17 protein-coding genes are annotated in these 14805 nt (G+C 60.4%); 13 read left to right on the top strand and 4 right to left on the bottom strand.

Translation table 11 applies throughout. The annotated features are described in order from the left end of the window. Positions 1-331: 331 nt before the first annotated feature. The 9 genes from CER19_RS05960 to CER19_RS05920 all read left to right on the top strand — a co-directional run bounded on the left by CER19_RS05960 (position 332) and on the right by CER19_RS05920 (position 8281). Positions 332-1327, top strand: a complete 996-nt coding sequence (locus CER19_RS05960) for an HOASN domain-containing protein (RefSeq protein ID WP_116665738.1) — start codon at positions 332-334, stop codon at positions 1325-1327. Between the two features lie 39 nt (positions 1328-1366). Beyond that, a complete protein-coding gene (locus tag CER19_RS05955; RefSeq protein WP_116665737.1) occupies positions 1367-2353 on the top strand; it encodes an HOASN domain-containing protein in 987 nt (328 codons plus the stop codon). Between the two features lie 29 nt (positions 2354-2382). Next, positions 2383-3816 (top strand): adenylosuccinate lyase, encoded by a 1434-nt coding sequence (gene purB, locus CER19_RS05950; RefSeq protein WP_116665736.1) that lies wholly within the window; start codon positions 2383-2385, stop codon positions 3814-3816. Continuing rightward, a complete protein-coding gene (locus tag CER19_RS05945) occupies positions 3816-5264 on the top strand; it encodes an adenylosuccinate lyase family protein (RefSeq protein ID WP_116665735.1) in 1449 nt (482 codons plus the stop codon). Before purB ends, CER19_RS05945 begins: the two co-directional genes overlap by 1 nt. 45 nt (positions 5265-5309) lie before the next feature. After that, entirely contained in the window at positions 5310-6383 is a 1074-nt protein-coding gene (locus CER19_RS05940; RefSeq protein WP_116665734.1) for a class I SAM-dependent methyltransferase, read from the top strand. 110 nt (positions 6384-6493) lie between these two features. Then, the gene (locus CER19_RS05935; protein ID WP_003191756.1) at positions 6494-6823 is read left to right on the top strand and encodes a hypothetical protein; all 330 of its coding nucleotides are present in this window, start codon (positions 6494-6496) and stop codon (positions 6821-6823) included. 97 nt (positions 6824-6920) lie between these two features. Continuing rightward, complete coding sequence (locus CER19_RS05930) at positions 6921-7367, top strand: GNAT family N-acetyltransferase (protein WP_116665733.1); 447 nt, start codon at positions 6921-6923, stop codon at positions 7365-7367. A gap of 4 nt (positions 7368-7371) precedes the next feature. Then, positions 7372-7635, top strand: a complete 264-nt coding sequence (locus CER19_RS05925; RefSeq protein WP_116665732.1) for a hypothetical protein — start codon at positions 7372-7374, stop codon at positions 7633-7635. Positions 7636-8032: 397 nt separating this feature from the next. Beyond that, the gene (locus tag CER19_RS05920) at positions 8033-8281 is read left to right on the top strand and encodes a DUF1652 domain-containing protein (RefSeq protein WP_116665731.1); all 249 of its coding nucleotides are present in this window, start codon (positions 8033-8035) and stop codon (positions 8279-8281) included. Between the two features lie 15 nt (positions 8282-8296). Here the strand turns inward: CER19_RS05920 and CER19_RS05915 are convergent, their stop codons facing one another. After that, positions 8297-8659 (bottom strand): NUDIX hydrolase, encoded by a 363-nt coding sequence (locus tag CER19_RS05915; protein WP_032896941.1) that lies wholly within the window; start codon positions 8657-8659, stop codon positions 8297-8299. A gap of 126 nt (positions 8660-8785) precedes the next feature. Between CER19_RS05915 and CER19_RS05910 the strand changes: the two genes are divergently transcribed. Both CER19_RS05910 and CER19_RS05905 read left to right on the top strand, forming a co-directional pair. Continuing rightward, complete coding sequence (locus CER19_RS05910) at positions 8786-9763, top strand: Gfo/Idh/MocA family protein (protein ID WP_116665730.1); 978 nt, start codon at positions 8786-8788, stop codon at positions 9761-9763. 45 nt (positions 9764-9808) lie between these two features. Continuing rightward, complete coding sequence (locus CER19_RS05905) at positions 9809-10438, top strand: ribonuclease T2 (RefSeq protein WP_116665729.1); 630 nt, start codon at positions 9809-9811, stop codon at positions 10436-10438. Between the two features lie 13 nt (positions 10439-10451). Here CER19_RS05905 and CER19_RS05900 read toward each other — a convergent pair whose 3' ends face one another. Next, entirely contained in the window at positions 10452-11054 is a 603-nt protein-coding gene (locus CER19_RS05900) for a response regulator transcription factor (RefSeq protein ID WP_116665728.1), read from the bottom strand. 181 nt (positions 11055-11235) lie between these two features. Here CER19_RS05900 and CER19_RS05895 point away from each other — a divergent pair, with 181 nt between their 5' ends. After that, positions 11236-12849 carry a hybrid sensor histidine kinase/response regulator gene (locus CER19_RS05895; RefSeq protein ID WP_116665727.1) on the top strand — a complete coding sequence of 538 codons (1614 nt, stop codon included), beginning with the start codon at positions 11236-11238 and terminating at the stop codon, positions 12847-12849. On the opposite strand, the gene CER19_RS05890 is transcribed toward CER19_RS05895, so the two are convergent. Then, on the bottom strand, positions 12839-13174 hold the full coding sequence (locus CER19_RS05890) for a hypothetical protein (RefSeq protein ID WP_116665726.1): 336 nt from the start codon (positions 13172-13174) through the stop codon (positions 12839-12841). The two genes, CER19_RS05895 and CER19_RS05890, sit on opposite strands and share 11 nt — an antisense overlap. A 176-nt stretch (positions 13175-13350) precedes the next feature. On the opposite strand from CER19_RS05890, the gene CER19_RS05885 reads away from it, so the two are divergent. After that, positions 13351-13833, top strand: a complete 483-nt coding sequence (locus tag CER19_RS05885; protein WP_116665725.1) for a GNAT family N-acetyltransferase — start codon at positions 13351-13353, stop codon at positions 13831-13833. On the opposite strand, the gene CER19_RS05880 is transcribed toward CER19_RS05885, so the two are convergent. Further along, positions 13817-14305, bottom strand: a complete 489-nt coding sequence (locus tag CER19_RS05880; RefSeq protein ID WP_116665724.1) for an HIT family protein — start codon at positions 14303-14305, stop codon at positions 13817-13819. The two genes, CER19_RS05885 and CER19_RS05880, sit on opposite strands and share 17 nt — an antisense overlap. Positions 14306-14805 lie beyond the last annotated feature (500 nt).

Here is a 14805-nt window from a genome sequence, read left to right as displayed (position 1 = left end):
GGGCCGCCGCCACGCGCCATCCATGGCGCGGGGCGGTTAAACCGGCATCCCTGCCGGTTTACCCCCCAAATCCCTGTCGAATTCCGGCCAGCGTGGTTTGACGGGGCGCTTGAGATCAAAAGCAGATCAAGATCAAGAGCGGCTCGCTTCGCATCGTGGTTACCGTCGGTTGCTGCAGGGTTGTGTTTATGCCTGTGGTTGGGGGGCGCCATCCGCCTATCTCCAAGCCTTTGAAAGAATTTTCCTACAGGTGTTGACCTTGCCACTACGGGAACCTTTAGGCTTTTTTCCGAGTATGCCCAACCACAAAAACAAGATTCAGGGGTTATCAATGGATACTGCTGCCCTGCAACAACGCTCGGATTCCGATCTGTTCACCACCGCCTCGCGGCTGATGGCGAATGCCTTGGAAACCGGCGCCAACTACACCCAGGTCACCCGCGCGCTGGAAGCGCTGCTCGCACTGACTCGGCAAGGCCTGGCGGGAGACGCCGACGCCTACGCGCACTACCAGTCAGCCCTGCTGCAACTGCACATTCCAGGTGACCCGCGCACCGAGCCGACCCGGCGCTGGATGGCCAGCGAGGTCTACCGCGTCGAAGATGAGTTCGCCGCCGACGTGCCGGGCTTTAAAGTGTTGCCGGCGGACGAGTTCCGTCAGCAGGTCGACGCTGAAATCGCCGCACGTAGCCGGGTCAACCACCCCATGTCGGTGCACCTGTTCCAAGGGACGCCGCCGGTGCAGGATGTGCGCTTCTTCCTGGAGCATCACTGGACCCGTTCCTACAACTTCTACAGCCTGCTGGCTGAACTGGCTTTTCGCTTCGAAGCTATCGAAGACGCCTCGGTGTTTTACCGCAACCTGTACGGCGAAGCAGGGGCTGAGACACCGGAGCGTTCGCACCCGGCGATGCTCGCCCATCTGATGGAGTATTTCGATATTCCGCTGGCCATCGATTTCCCCGCGCTGCACCCGCTGGAAAAGGCCTACCTGAATAATCGCATTCGTTGCGTGCGCCACACCGATGTCGCCTGGGGCCTTGCGCTGCTCTATGCGGTGGAGTCTGTCAGTTGCGTCAACCATCGGCGCATCTACGAGCTGTTGCAGCGCCTCGACGTTCCAGAGCAGCCCAGCGAATTCCACCGCTTGCATGGCACCCAGGATGAGATCGACACCGAGGAAATGTGGGCACTGATTGCCAAGTTCGCCAGCGAGGAGGGCTTTCAGCGCACGTTCATGCGCGCACTCAAGCGCCACTTCGAAATCAACAAGGCCTACTTCGACGGCCTGTGGCAGCAGATGCAGACCCAACGCCTGTCTGCCTGAACGAACTGCGATCTGAAAACAAAAATAATGGAGCACATGATGAGCCCACGTAATTTTTCCCTGTCGCAATTGCAGAATATTCACACGGCCGAAGCCCGTCTGTTGGCGGAAGCCTTGAAGCCGGACGCGACGTTCAATCGCATCGAAATTGCCGCCAATATGCTGCGCGCCTTGTGCGAGACCGGCCAACGTGGCGACGCCGCCAATGCAGCGCAGTGCCAGCAACTGCTGTACATCCTGTCGCTGAGCGATGACGTGGCCACCGCTTCGACCCGGCGCTGGCTGGCCAATGCCATCTATAGCGTGCAAGAGCGTTTCATGCCGTCAGCCGACCTGGCATCGCCCTTGTCCGAGGCCGGTTTCCAGCAGCGCCTGGAAGAGCAGATTGCCGCGCAGTCGCGGGAAAACCATCCGATGTCGCAGTATGTGTTTGAAGGCAAAGCCTCTCGCGAGCAACTGCAGGTGTTCTTGCGCCACCAATGGTTCCGCACATACCGCCTGTACCGGGACGCCGCCGACCTGTTGGTTAACCTGACTGATGTGGACGAGGCGGCCGCCCTGGCGCGTTATCTCTACGGCGAGTTGGGCGAAGAAGACGAGCGGCGCTCCCACCCGCGCCTGTTAGCCAAGCTGCTTGCGGCCGTGGGCCTGAATGCCGATTTCGAGGCGCTCTCGACGATGCCCGAGGAAATCGCCTACCTCAACAACCGCGCACGCTGTTTCCGCAACCCCGATGTCGGCTGGGGCCTGGCGGTGTTCTACATCACCGAACTGGTGGTGCCGGGTAACCACGGCAAGCTGTACAGCGCCCTGCGCAACGCGGGCTTGAGCCAGGATGATGCGGAGTACTACGAAGTGCATATCAGCCTGGTGCCGCCGCGGGCCAAGCGTGAATGGGCGCTGATCTCACGGCGTATTCCGGACCTGGGGTTCCAGAATGCGTTCCTGACGTCACTGGCCGAGCACTTCCGGCTGGAGCGGGCTTACTACGATGCAGTCTGGGAAGAAGTACAACGCGTGAAGTAGCCCTCCCTGGACAACCCGAGTAACCCGACATGCCAAGTCATATCACCGAATCCCGTATCCACGGGGGCGCTTACTCGTCTCCGGAATTTGCTGCGATCTTCTCTGATGCCAATCAGGTGCAGAAGTGGCTCGATGTTGAAACAGCGCTGGCGGCGACGCAGGCGCAAATGGGCATTATCCCCCACGAGGCCGCCCGGGAAATTGCCCGGGTGGCCAGCGTGGAACTGCTGGACCTCGACGCGTTGGGGCGCGAGGGTCTGGAAACCGGGCACATCCTGGTGCCGACCCTGCGCGCCTTGCAAGGGTTATGTGCCGATGGGCTGGGCGAATACGTGCATTACGGCGTGACCACCCAGGATATCCTCGACACCGGGCTGATCCTGCAAATCCGCGATGCCTGGGGCCTGGTGGTGCAGCGTTTGCGCGGGATCCGTGGGCATCTGCTCACGCTCGCCCTGCGCCATAAGCACACGCCGATGGTCGCCAGGACCCATGGTCAACACGCACTGCCCACCACGTTCGGCTACAAGGTGGCGGTGTGGGTCGATGAGATTGATCGACACCTTGAACGCTTTGACGAAGCTTACGCCCGGGTGATGGTCGGCAACCTGACCGGCGCCGTGGGCACCCTGGCCGGGCTTGGCCCGCAGGGTTTGGACGTGCAGCGCCGCACCTTGGAAAGCCTCGGCCTGGCGGCGCCGTTGAGCAGTTGGCACAGCGCCCGCGACCGCATCCTGGAAGCGGCGTGGTTGCTGGTGCAGGCGTCGGCGACGTTGGGGCGTGTCGCCAATGAGATCTACCACCTGCAGCGCACCGAGATCGACGAAGTGCGCGAGGGGCGGCGAGCCGGGCAAGTGGGGAGTAGCACCATGCCCCACAAGCAAAACCCATCGACGGTGGACCTGATCAGCGCGCTGTCACGGCTGGTGCGTGCGCAGATGGTTGCGCTGACCGATGCGGCTTTCCAGATGCACGAGCGTGACGGCACCACCTGGCGCATCGAATGGGCGGCCTTACCCGAGCTGTTCATTTACGCCGGTGCGTTGCTCGCTCGTATGGAAGGCTTGCTGCTGGCTGGGTTGGAGGTGCGTGAAGCGCGCATGCGCAGCAACCTGGACTTGTTGGGCGGGCTGATCCTGTCGGAGCGCGTGATGCTCGCGCTGGCGCCTCGGTGTGGCAAGCAGACGGCCCATCACCTGGTGCACGACATCGCCCTGCAGGCCCAAGACGCGGGCGTTTGCTTTCGCGACGCGCTGCTTGGCGACCCTCGGCTGCGCGGTTGTTTCAGCCCGCAAACGCTCGATGACTTGCTTGACCCGACAGCCTACACAGGGCTGGCGGCGGAGATGGTCGATCTGGTGGCAACTAAAGCACGACCTCGCGCTTCAGGCGATGGTGCTGAAGCAGTGATGGCAACCCAAGGCAATACCAGTCAGTCCCTGTACGCTACGGAGGGTATGTGATGGATGCGCAAACTTTGGAAACGACAGCCCGTGCGTCTTGCACCGCACGTTCGGACCACCCAGGTTTTGATCATGACGGCGAGCAATGCCGCCACGAACACAGCCACATCCTCGATTCGAAAACCCACGGTTCGGGTTATGCCGGCCCGCAGAGCCGCAAGATTTTTTGCAGTCATTGTCGCCTGCAACGTTGGCTGGACGTGGAAGCCGCGCTGGCCATGGCCCAGGCCGATGTCAACATCATCCCGCGCGAGGCGGCCCTGGAGATCGAAAAGGCCGCGTTGCTATCGGGCATCAATGTGCGCCAACTGGCCGAGGGCGTGGCTGCCACTGGGCATTCGCTGATGCCATTGCTGAGCGCCCTGCAAAAAAATTGCAGCCCCAGTGCCCGTGAATACGTGCATTACGGCGCTACCACCCAAGATATCCAGGACACCGCCCAGTCCCTGGAAATGCGCGATGTCCTCGATGCCATGGACAAGGCCCTGGAGACTTTGCTGGGCAAGTTGTCGACCCTGGCCGATGCGCACCGTGACTCGCTGATGGTCGCCAGGACCCACTCGATTCCCGCCTTGCCGACCACCTTCGGGCTGAAGGTCGCCGGCTGGATCGATGAGCTGTTGCGCCATCAGCAGCGCTTGGCCGAAGCTCGTCAGCGTGTACTGGTGGTGCAACTGTTCGGCGGGGTCGGCACCATGGCGGCGTTCGGCCCGGACGCCATGCCGATGCTGGAGCGTTTTGCCCAGCGCTTGTCGCTGCAAGTGCCCCTGACGGGCTGGCATGTGTCCCGTGACCGCGTTGCGGAGTTCGTCAGCACCCTGGCCATGGTCACCGCCTCCTTGGCCCGCGTAGCCGATGAAATCCGTACGCTCAATCGCTGGGAAATCGCTGAAGTGGAAGTGGGCTGGAGCGACCAGCAGATCGGCAGCAGCACCATGCCGCACAAACGCAACCCCGAAGGCTGTGAGCAGGTGGTGGTGCTGGCGCGGCTGGCCAAGGCCCAGGTCATGCTCGCGCTGGACGCGATGATTCTTGAGCATGAGCGCGATTACCGCGGTACGCGGTTGGAGTGGTGCGCGGTCGCGGACGTCTCCCACTATGCACTGATGGCGCTCTCGATTCTGACCGAGACCATCGAGGGGCTCACCGTGAATGTGCAGAAGATGGAAGGCACCGCCCAGGCGTATGGCGATGCCATCTGCACCGAAGCGGTGGTGTTCGAAATGGCGCGCAAGCTGGGCAAGAGCAGCGCCTACCAGATCATCTTCGAAGTGTCCCAGGCCAGCCAGCGCAACCACGTGTCGATCCGCGAGGCAATCGAGGCCGATGCGCGGGTGCTTGCGGTCATGAATGACGGCGTCCTGGCACGGCTGTTCGAGCCCAGGACCCACCTGGGGATGTCCGAACGCATCGTCGACAACGTGCTGGCCAAACTCGCAGCCCGTTAATCACTGATCTCTGAACAGACTTGCAAATTCATCAAGGAGCGACAGATGTCCAACGTTATGGAAGTTGATAAAGCCAAGGTCCAACAGTTCTCGGCGCGCATCATGGAGGATTACGGCAACACGCTGCGCGGCGCGATGCTCTACATCGGCGACCAACTCGGCTTGTTCAAGGCATTGGCCGACGGCCAGGCGGTGACCCTGGAAGAGTTGGCGCACAAGACCGGCTACAACGCGCGTTACTTGCGTGAATGGCTGGGCAGCATGGCCACCGGCAATTATGTGACTTACGACGCGCAAACCCGCCGCTACCAGATGCCGGCTGAATTTGTGCCGGTGCTGGCCGATGAAGACTCGCCGTATTTTGCCGGCGGCATCATTCAGCTGAGCGTGCCGTTCGTGAGCATGGCGCCCAAGGTCATCGAAGCCTTCCGCCATGGTGGTGGCTGCGCTGAAGAGGCGTTCCCGTTGGAAACCTGGAAAGGCATGGAGCGCATGACCATGCCCTGGTACAAGCACTATTTGGTTCAGCACTGGATTCCGTCCCTGGACGGCGTCGAAGAGAAGCTCAAGACCGGCGGCAGTGTGCTGGATTTCGGTTGCGGTGCGGGCTTGGCGGCGATCACTATGGCCAAGGCCTACCCCGAGGCGCGCATTGTCGGCTGTGACTTCCACCTACCTTCCATCGAGTTGGCGCGGGCCAACGCCGAGGCGGCCGGTGTAGGTGACCGGGTGCAATTCGAGGTGAACGACTCCGATGCCTTGCGCGGCCAGCAATTCGACTTCGTGACCACCTTTGTGGTGATCCACGATGCCACCGACCCTCAGCAGATGCTCAAGGACCTGCGCGCCGCTACGGCCGAAGACGGCACCTACCTGATGGTGGAGCTCAACCTGTCCGAAGAACTGCACGAGAACATGAACCTGTTCGGGCGCGTCATGTACCCGCAGAGCACCCTCTATTGCATGACCTGTTCGCTGTCCCATGGCGGCGCCGGGCTGGGGGCGTTCATGGGCGAGAAGCGTGCCCGCCAGATGGCTGAAGCAGCCGGGTTCAGCCGCTTTCGTAAAGTGCCCTCGGAGTGGCCACCGATGCCGGCGCTGTTCGAACTCAAGCCTTGATAGGAAGCATCCGCGAGTCGCTTTGCGCAGTAAGGCAATTTAATGGCCCCTTTGTAACAAAATCCTCGCCAAAATCACTTTTATTTTCAGGTGGTTAGGTGAGGATGCAAATGCGCTCTGTGGGAATGATGCTGATTGCCTGCTCCCTGGCCGGCGGCGCGACTGTCGCGCAGGCCAGGGAATTGCGCGAGGGTGACAAGTACATGTGCAGTTGGGGCGCAGGCACGGCCGCCAGGGCCCAGGAGCTCAAGTTATCCGGCGTTTCGCTCTATGCGGCCCGGCAGAAGATCCAGACCCTCAAGTTCAGCAAATCGTGGATGCGCATGATGGCCATGGGGATCACCGAGCAGACCTATGACAGCCGCTCAAGGCTCAAGCCCGAGGCGATTCGTCAAAGCTTTTACCAAGATTGCCTGCGCTACAAGGTCGCGCGCAAGTAATTCGTAGCCCCGTACCAGCCGTGGGGCCTTTACAAATCCACGACAACCCCCGTGTGAGTATTTGCATACAATTGCGCACTTCTTCATGGAGGCCGGTATGCAAGTACTGATTCGAACGGCGACACCTGATGACGTCGACACGCTGTGCGCGATTCGCACCTCGGTGGTGCAAAACCACCTGAGCCTTGAACAGATGGCTGGCCTGGGGATTACCCCGCAGGTATTGAGCGACACGTTGCGCGCAGCACCTTGCGGCTGGATCGCGGAAGTGGACGGCCAGGCGGCGGGGTTTTCCATGGTCGACCTGGATGAAGGTGAAGTGTTCGCGATGTTCGTGCTGCCATCGCACGAGAAGCTTGGCCTGGGCCGTCAACTGATGGCGTTGGCCGAGGCGGCCCTGTTTGAGCGCCACGACAGGCTCTACCTGGTGACTGATGGGCGTGATGGGATCCGGGCCAATGGGTTCTATCAGCGCCTGGGCTGGTTCGTCGTGGGCCCGGTCGATGGCGATGATGTGCGTTATGAAAAGAGCCGGGTGCCGTAAGGCCATGAATGCCCCAGCCCCTTCATCGTCCAACAGCTTGCGCTACTTCGCGGTGGGGGTGCTGGTTGTCGCCGTGTTACTGGGGTTCTATTTTGTTCAGCTCAACGCCAAGGTCGACCGCCAACGTGAAGAAGCCGCTGAACGTTTGGCGCTGTGTCGTCACCTGGAGGCTGTGGTGGGCGCCACCGCTTCGAGTCGTGAGGCCCTTCAAGAAACGTGCAAGCAATTAAGTGAACAATTACTTAAAAATACGGCACCGGATCAATAGCCCTTTTTTATACGTGGGTTTATACCCGTTACTTGCACCAAAAAGTAGCACGACTACCGCCTTCCACCTTAAAAAACATGTGGTTATTGAATGACTTACGACGCTTTCAATCCGACGAAAGGATTAAAATAATCTTGTTACATGTTTTTACAATCGTTACTATAGCCGGGCGTTCACCTCCCACGGTTTATGCATTTTTAAATCCCAAGTTTCCATCAGCTACTTGGGATTTTTTTTGCCCGCGATTTAATCTCGGCCCGCAGTACATGACTTTTTACGCCCGACAAAATGAGGGCTGGCTAACACTTTTGCATTAATTGTCCGGTGGCCGGCAAAACCTTATCTATGCTGCTTGCATCACCTCAATCGGGTAGAACCCAGGGACGGGGGGCTGATCATGATTTCCATCACCGAATTCAACCGCATCATGGCCTCAGGCTTCCTTCCGCTTGCGTGTGAGTGCTGCCTGAACAGCGACGGCTCGCTGCGCATCAGCGTGTTCGAGCCCACGTCCGGCCGTGTCGACTTGTTGCTGACCCGTGTATCGCCCGAGGGCCTGGACAGCATCCGTGCCATCGCCAACCTGATTGGTGAGTTGCGTACCGAGATAAAGGCCGGGCGCCGTGGGTTCGCGGCGGTGGTTTAGCGGCTGTCCAGGGCGTCAGAGGCGCCGCAGGAAGGATTTGACGATGTGGCGGGTGGCGTCTGTGGTGTCCAGCTCGTCCAGGGCGCTGTAGGCGTACCACTGGCAATCGACAATCTCATTGCACGGCCGTGCCTCGTCGATATTGACCACCGAGGCCTCAAACACATGGTGGACGGTGTCGCGGGCCTTGAGCTCCTGCAGGTACAACAAGCCGTCCACGTTTAACCCGGTTTCTTCTTCCAGTTCGCGTTCCGCCGCGCCTACCGGGCGCTCGTCCGCTTCTACTTTCCCGCCGGGCAATGCCCATTTTGATCTGGCCTTGCGCACGAAGAGGATATGCCCCTCATGTTCGCAAATGACGGTTGCCCTAATTTTCATCGAATGTGCCCCCGTGCCGGATGAATGTCATAAAAGTGTAATGCAATTGTCATGCTAAGTGGTTATGGCGCGCCAGGGCCGGTATGTGGATACTGCCCGATTGACGAATACGACCGAGGACATTAGATGAAGACCATACGCTGGGGCATGATCGGCTGTGGCAGTGTCACTGAATTGAAGAGTGGACCGGCTTTCTATAAGGCGCCAGGTTCGGCATTGGTCGCCGTGATGGGGCGGCGTGCCGAGGCGGTGCGCGATTATGCGGCGCGCCATGGTATTGCCCGTTGCTATACCGACGCCCAGGCTTTGATCGATGACCCCGAGGTGGATGCGGTCTACATCGCCACTCCACCCGCCAGCCATCTTGAATACGCCTTGAGGGTGGCGGCGGCGGGCAAGCATTGCTGCGTCGAAAAGCCGATGTCGCTGAATGCTGAACAGAGCGCGTTGATGCAGCGCACATTTGAGCGCGCCGGGCTGCACCTGTTTGTTTCTTATTACCGGCGTTCATTGCCACGCTTCCAGCAAGTGCGCACCTGGCTGCAGGAAGGGCGTATCGGTGAGCTGCGCCATCTGAGCTGGACTTTGTGCAAACCCGCTGCCGTAACAGACACCGACGCCACCAATTGGCGCACCGACCCGGCCATTGCCGGTGGCGGCTACTTTGCCGACCTGGCCAGCCATGGGTTCGACCTGTTCCAGTACCTGGCCGGGGACATCGTCGAGGTCTCAGGCTTTTCCGCACGACAGGCGGGACGCTACGCGGCAGAAGACGCAGTGACGGCCTGCTGGACATTTGCCAGCGGTGCATTGGGCATGGGCTGCTGGAATTTTGTGGCGGACCGCCGCGAAGACCGGGTCGAACTGATCGGCAGTCGCGGCCGTATTCAGTTTTCGGTGTTCGAGGACCAGCCGCTGCGTCTTGAAGGCGAGACCACCGAGGTGTTGGACGTGCCGTGTCACACCCATATTCAATGGCACCATGTCCTGAACATGAATGCGCATATTCGTGGCGAGGCCGAACATCCGTCGCTGGCCATCGAAGCGCTGAAGACCGATATCATCCTGGACAAGGTGTTACACCGTTACTCCCAGCATCCCTAGTCGTGGCGATAGCGTAAGGCTTCACTCTTTTAAAGGAATACCGGGATGAAATACTGGATGGTGGTGTGGCTGCTGATGGCCACCGCGACAACGGCGGCGCCACGCAGCCAAGGGCAGTCGGGCGAGTTTGATTTCTATGTGCTATCGCTCTCGTGGTCACCCACGTTTTGCCTCACGCACCCAGGCAACGAGCAATGCTCAGGTAAAGGCTACGGCTTTGTGCTGCATGGTTTGTGGCCGCAATACGCGCGGGGAGGGTGGCCGGCGTCCTGTACACCGCAGACGCGCTTGAGCGAGGCAGAAATGGACAAGGGCGCGGCGCTGTTTCCCACCCGCGCGCTGCTCAAGCATGAGTGGGCCAAGCATGGCACCTGCAGTGGGCTCGAACCGTTGGAATATCTGGAGAAGACCGATGTGGCGCTTGGCGCGGTGGTGATCCCGCAGCAGTTGCAACCGTTTAATACGCCGCCGTCATTGCAGGCCAGTGAGATCGAGGCGCTGTTTCGCGAGAGCAACCCGCGTATGGGCAATCACGGGATAGCGGTGATCTGCAAGGGAAAGGTGTTGTCGGAGGTACGGGTGTGCCTGACCAAGGACCTGGCCTTTGCCGGTTGCCCGCGCAGTGTGAAAAGCCAATGCCGTGGGGGCGATATTCGTATTCCCGCGCAGCGTTGAGCTGCGCAATCGTCTAGAACTCGCCGGAATACTTCACCGCAGCTGCAGCGCGCGAGGGGACATTCAGGCTGCGCAACAATGACGACACATGGATACGCACGGTAAACGGCGAGATATTCAGGGCCTTGGCAATTTCCTTGTTGGTCTTGCCCTGGGCAATCAGGCGCAGCACTTCCTGCTGGCGGGTGGTGAGGGTGTGGGTGTCGAGGGGCAGCAGGCCTGAAGGGGCGAATTTGACCAGCACTTCGCCTTCGCGGATCGCCAGCCGGGCCTGGCCGATCTCGTCCGGGGCGATGTTCTTGCCGATAAAACCGTCGGCGCCCAGGGCCATGACCTGTTCGATCAGCGCGGGGTCATCGACCATCGACACCAGGACCAACGTGGTGCGTTTCAGTTGCTGGCGCAGTTCGACCAGTTGGCTGATGCAGGTCAGGCCGGGAAAGCGCAAATCGAGGATCAAGGTATCGACCTCGCCCGCTTCGCACAGCAACGCATTCACCGTGGCCAGGTCGCCGGCCTCCTGCACCACCGCGCCCGGCAGCAGGCGCTGCACGGTGCGCATCATGCCTTCGCGAAACATGGGGTGATCGTCGGCGATGATGATTCGGCCGGTCATGGCGAGCTCCTTCCTGGGGCAAGGTTGTGTCGAGGCATGCTAATTTATTTACCGTCGGTGTAGGAGCGAGCTTGCTCGCGAAGCACGCACAGGCACCGCGTACTTCCAGGTCAAACGCGTTATCGTTGACGTTTTTCGCGAGCAAGCTCGCTCCTACAGATGATAGGTCAGGGATATGACGATGAGTCTTGAGACCAACTCCGAACTCGATCAGGCTAACCTGCGTATCGTGGTGGCCACCATCGCCATTGTGTATATAAGCCTGCTGGGTTTCCTTCCTGGGCAATCGCTGGATACCTACCTACCGGTGATCCTCTATATCTTCCTGTTCCTGCTGGCATCCATCGTATTGCGCCAGGTGATCGCACGCTGGCCCGGGCATTATCCGGCTCGGCGGATCTTCGGCATGATCCACGACTACACCGGTACTTCGTTCGGCCTGGTGGTGGGCGGTGAAGCGGCGTTGCCGCTGTATGCGGTGATGGTCTGGGTGAACCTGGGCAACGGCATGCGCTACGGTTCGCGCTACCTGGCGATTGCCACGGGGCTGGCGTTGCTGGCGTTGTTGATCGTGTACCAACTCACGCCGCTGTGGCAGGCGCAACCATTCATGATGCTGATGCTGATGATCACCAGCACGGTGATCCCGGTGTATGCGCATATTCTGCTGGAGCGCACGCGCAAGGCCTCCGAGCAAGCCATCGCCGCCAACCTGGAAAAATCCCGTTTTCTCGCCCAGGCCAGCCATGACCTGCGCCAGCCGATCCACTCCATCGGCCTGTTCACCGCCTGCCTGCGCGAAGCCCGCTTGGGGGAAGACGAACAGCGTTTGGTGGACAATATCGACCGCTCGTTGCTTAACGTCTCGCAATTGTTCCGTTCGATTCTCGACCTCTACACCCTCGACAACGGGCGCCTGTTGCCCAAATACCAAGTGATCCACCTGGGCGACTTCCTTGCCGACCTGGTGCGCCAGAACGCCGAGGCTGCCCGCTGGGCGGGCGTGGAGCTGCGCCTGCGCCCCTGTGCCCACTGGGTGCTGGTTGATCCGGCCATGCTGGCGACCATGGTGCAGAACCTGCTCTCCAATTGCTTCAAATACGGCGCGCAACGACCGGTGCTGATCGGCGTGCGCATACGTGATAACGGGGTGGTGGTGCAGGTGCACGACCAGGGGCGGGGGATTGCCAGGGAGCATCTGTCAAAGGTCTTCGAAGAGTTTTATCGCGTGCGCCAGCTGCGTGACAAGGACGTTGAAGGCGTGGGCCTTGGGCTGTCCATCGTCAAGCGCCTGGGGCAATTGATGGGGTTGCAGGTGAGTCTGCGTTCGCGGGTGGGCCATGGTACCTCAGTGAGTCTGCATGGCCTGGCCTTGGCCACCGCGCCGCGTCAACCGGCAATGCGTGACGATGCTCGCCAGGCCGGTCTGCTCAGTGGTCTGAAAGTGTGCCTGGTGGAGGATGACTACAACGTGCTGCTCGCCACCCAAGCCTTGCTCGAGCGATGGGGGTGCGAGGTGCAGGCCGAGTCCACAGGGCAGGGCTTGGTCAGCGACTGCGACATCATCGTTGCCGATTACGACCTGGGCAACCATGCCACCGGCATTGAATGCATCGACCAGCTACGCGAGCAACGCGGCTGGGCGGTGCCAGCGCTGATCCTCACCGGGCACGATGTGGAGAAAATCCAGGCCGCGCTGCATGACCGTCAGATCGCTATCCTGTCCAAACCGGTACGCCCTGCGGAACTGCGCGGCACCCTGCGTGAGCTCAGCCAGGAAAAAATCACTGCATGAACGGTGTCAACCCATTACCTTTGGCGCCCTTGGGCATGCAGTAGGCCGCGGGCTTCATCAGGCCGAAACTGGCAATCGCGAACGCGCCGCCGCTGGCGCCGCTGGGCACGGAGCAGTTGTACTCGCCGGAGGCTGTGTTAGCGACGTAGTAGGTGGTCATGGAGTCGCTGCGCACGTTGGAGATACGTTTTACCGGCTCGCCCAGATTGGTTTCCGACAGCTTCTTGAGATGATCTTCGGTGGGTTTGATATTGCTGCAACCGGCGACGCCGATGATCAAGGCGCCCAGCAGGGCAAGACGAGTGACAGGGGAGTGGCGTTTCATAGTGCTTCTTCCTTGGGGTTGTTTTGGTTTTTCCAACGCGCAACGAACCCGCGCGCACTGAATGCGCGGTGTGGGTGAGAACGTTGGAAGTGCCGCGGAATATAGCGCCGCCGTGGGGTAGGGTCGATTAGCACAAATGGGCTAATGGCAGTTTGAGGTCATGGAAGGAGCTTGAGATGCTGGAGATAAAACGCGCCACGCCGGACGACGCCGAGCGTGCGTTTGAGATTCGTCGTGAGGCCATTCGCGGCCAATGCATTGGCGCCTATAGCGCTGAACAAATGGCGCTCTGGACCCGAGGTCGCGCCAGCGATGGCTACAGCGTGTTGATGGAAAAACAGTTCTACATGGGATGGTTCAATGGCGAGCCTGTCGCCACGGGCATGCTGGATCTTGCCAGCCATGAAATCGGAGCCTTGTTTGTATTGCCCGTATTCAGCGGGCGAGGGTTTGGCAAAGCGATGCTTGCTCACTTGGAGCGTATGGCGCAGCAGCAGGCGATTGAACAGGTTGTGCTGGATGCGACACTGAACGCGGTGAGTTTTTATAGAGCGTGCGGGTATGTGGGCGATGAGCAGGCGGTATACCGCTCGCCGTCCGGGTTGGTGCTGGCGTGTGTACCGATGGTGAAGCAATTGCGGGTTATGACTCCCGTTTGAATGCAGCGCGCAATTGCTCGATCACAAGCTCTATTCCTGGCCCTTGAGTCGGCGGTGGGGTGGGGCTCTCGCCAAACTCGCGCCATACGAACAAGGTCAGTTCAGCGCCATCGGTCATGGGCTCGAGGGGTTGCGTACCGAAAGCGCTCAGCGAGCGATAGCGTTCGTCCCGCCAGAACGCTTGCTCTACCCAGTCATAGACGGGGATGCAATGAAAATGCAGCGGCAAGCCCGGGACATGGCCGTAACGGCTGATATACAGCCATTTCGGCTGGAGCTGGGTTTGCATCACCCGCTGGATAGTGGCGAGCAGGCCACCCAGTTCGGCCAGCGCGCCTTCAGGCATGTCGGGGAGGGCGTCAATCGGCGCCCTGGCGCCCAGCATCAGGTAACCGGGCAGCTTCGAGGTCAGGTGGTGGTTGAGCTGCCAGTGTTCGGTCTGGTGGAGGATAAAGGCTGGGTTGATTTGCATGCGCACGGGTCCCTGTGGGTTGGAGTGGCAGGATACCAAGGGTGAGGCGGTGTCATCCCCTCCAAGTGGTCACGCGCTGCACCTGTGGCGAGGGAGCTTGCTCCCGTGACGCCCTGACAGCCGACACCTATCTACCTGACACCCCAACGATCCAAATGTGGGAGCTGGCTTGCCTGCGATGGCGGCCTGAAAACCGACACCTATCTACCTGACACCCCAACGATCCCACTGTGGGAGCGGGCTTGCTCGCGAAGGCGGCCTGACAGTCAACACAGTTGGATTGTGTACATATCCATTCCTGCGGTAACGGCCACCTAGGGTTCCGCTCTGACAGCGGGTCACTTTCGAAAAGCGCGAAAGTAACCAAAGCGCTCTTGCCCCACCACTCGGCACCTCGCTTGGGCTCGGTGTGCCCGTAATCCGCCAGTGATTTGGGGGGCCGCCGCCACGCGCCATCCATGGCGCGGGGCGGCTAAACCGGCATCCCTGCCGGTTTACCC

The organism is Pseudomonas sp. GL93 (assembly GCF_003408955.1).
In the GTDB taxonomy this organism is placed as follows: Bacteria; Pseudomonadota; Gammaproteobacteria; order Pseudomonadales; family Pseudomonadaceae; genus Aquipseudomonas; species Aquipseudomonas paracarnis.
Note: the sequence above shows the minus strand (reverse complement) of the source record. Positions and strands in the feature narration are given on the sequence as shown.

Bases quoted from the DNA above. Each gene is read 5' to 3' on its own strand.
- CER19_RS05960 (WP_116665738.1), top strand. From the start codon at position 332: ATGGATACTGCTGCCCTGCAACAACGCTCGGATTCCGATCTGTTCACC.
- CER19_RS05955 (WP_116665737.1), top strand. From the start codon at position 1,367: ATGAGCCCACGTAATTTTTCCCTGTCGCAATTGCAGAATATTCACACG.
- purB (WP_116665736.1), top strand. From the start codon at position 2,383: ATGCCAAGTCATATCACCGAATCCCGTATCCACGGGGGCGCTTACTCG.
- CER19_RS05945 (WP_116665735.1), top strand. From the start codon at position 3,816: ATGGATGCGCAAACTTTGGAAACGACAGCCCGTGCGTCTTGCACCGCA.
- CER19_RS05940 (WP_116665734.1), top strand. From the start codon at position 5,310: ATGTCCAACGTTATGGAAGTTGATAAAGCCAAGGTCCAACAGTTCTCG.
- CER19_RS05935 (WP_003191756.1), top strand. From the start codon at position 6,494: ATGCGCTCTGTGGGAATGATGCTGATTGCCTGCTCCCTGGCCGGCGGC.
- CER19_RS05930 (WP_116665733.1), top strand. From the start codon at position 6,921: ATGCAAGTACTGATTCGAACGGCGACACCTGATGACGTCGACACGCTG.
- CER19_RS05925 (WP_116665732.1), top strand. From the start codon at position 7,372: ATGAATGCCCCAGCCCCTTCATCGTCCAACAGCTTGCGCTACTTCGCG.
- CER19_RS05920 (WP_116665731.1), top strand. From the start codon at position 8,033: ATGATTTCCATCACCGAATTCAACCGCATCATGGCCTCAGGCTTCCTT.
- CER19_RS05915 (WP_032896941.1), bottom strand. From the start codon at position 8,659: ATGAAAATTAGGGCAACCGTCATTTGCGAACATGAGGGGCATATCCTC.
- CER19_RS05910 (WP_116665730.1), top strand. From the start codon at position 8,786: ATGAAGACCATACGCTGGGGCATGATCGGCTGTGGCAGTGTCACTGAA.
- CER19_RS05905 (WP_116665729.1), top strand. From the start codon at position 9,809: ATGAAATACTGGATGGTGGTGTGGCTGCTGATGGCCACCGCGACAACG.
- CER19_RS05900 (WP_116665728.1), bottom strand. From the start codon at position 11,054: ATGACCGGCCGAATCATCATCGCCGACGATCACCCCATGTTTCGCGAA.
- CER19_RS05895 (WP_116665727.1), top strand. From the start codon at position 11,236: ATGAGTCTTGAGACCAACTCCGAACTCGATCAGGCTAACCTGCGTATC.
- CER19_RS05890 (WP_116665726.1), bottom strand. From the start codon at position 13,174: ATGAAACGCCACTCCCCTGTCACTCGTCTTGCCCTGCTGGGCGCCTTG.
- CER19_RS05885 (WP_116665725.1), top strand. From the start codon at position 13,351: ATGCTGGAGATAAAACGCGCCACGCCGGACGACGCCGAGCGTGCGTTT.
- CER19_RS05880 (WP_116665724.1), bottom strand. From the start codon at position 14,305: ATGCAAATCAACCCAGCCTTTATCCTCCACCAGACCGAACACTGGCAG.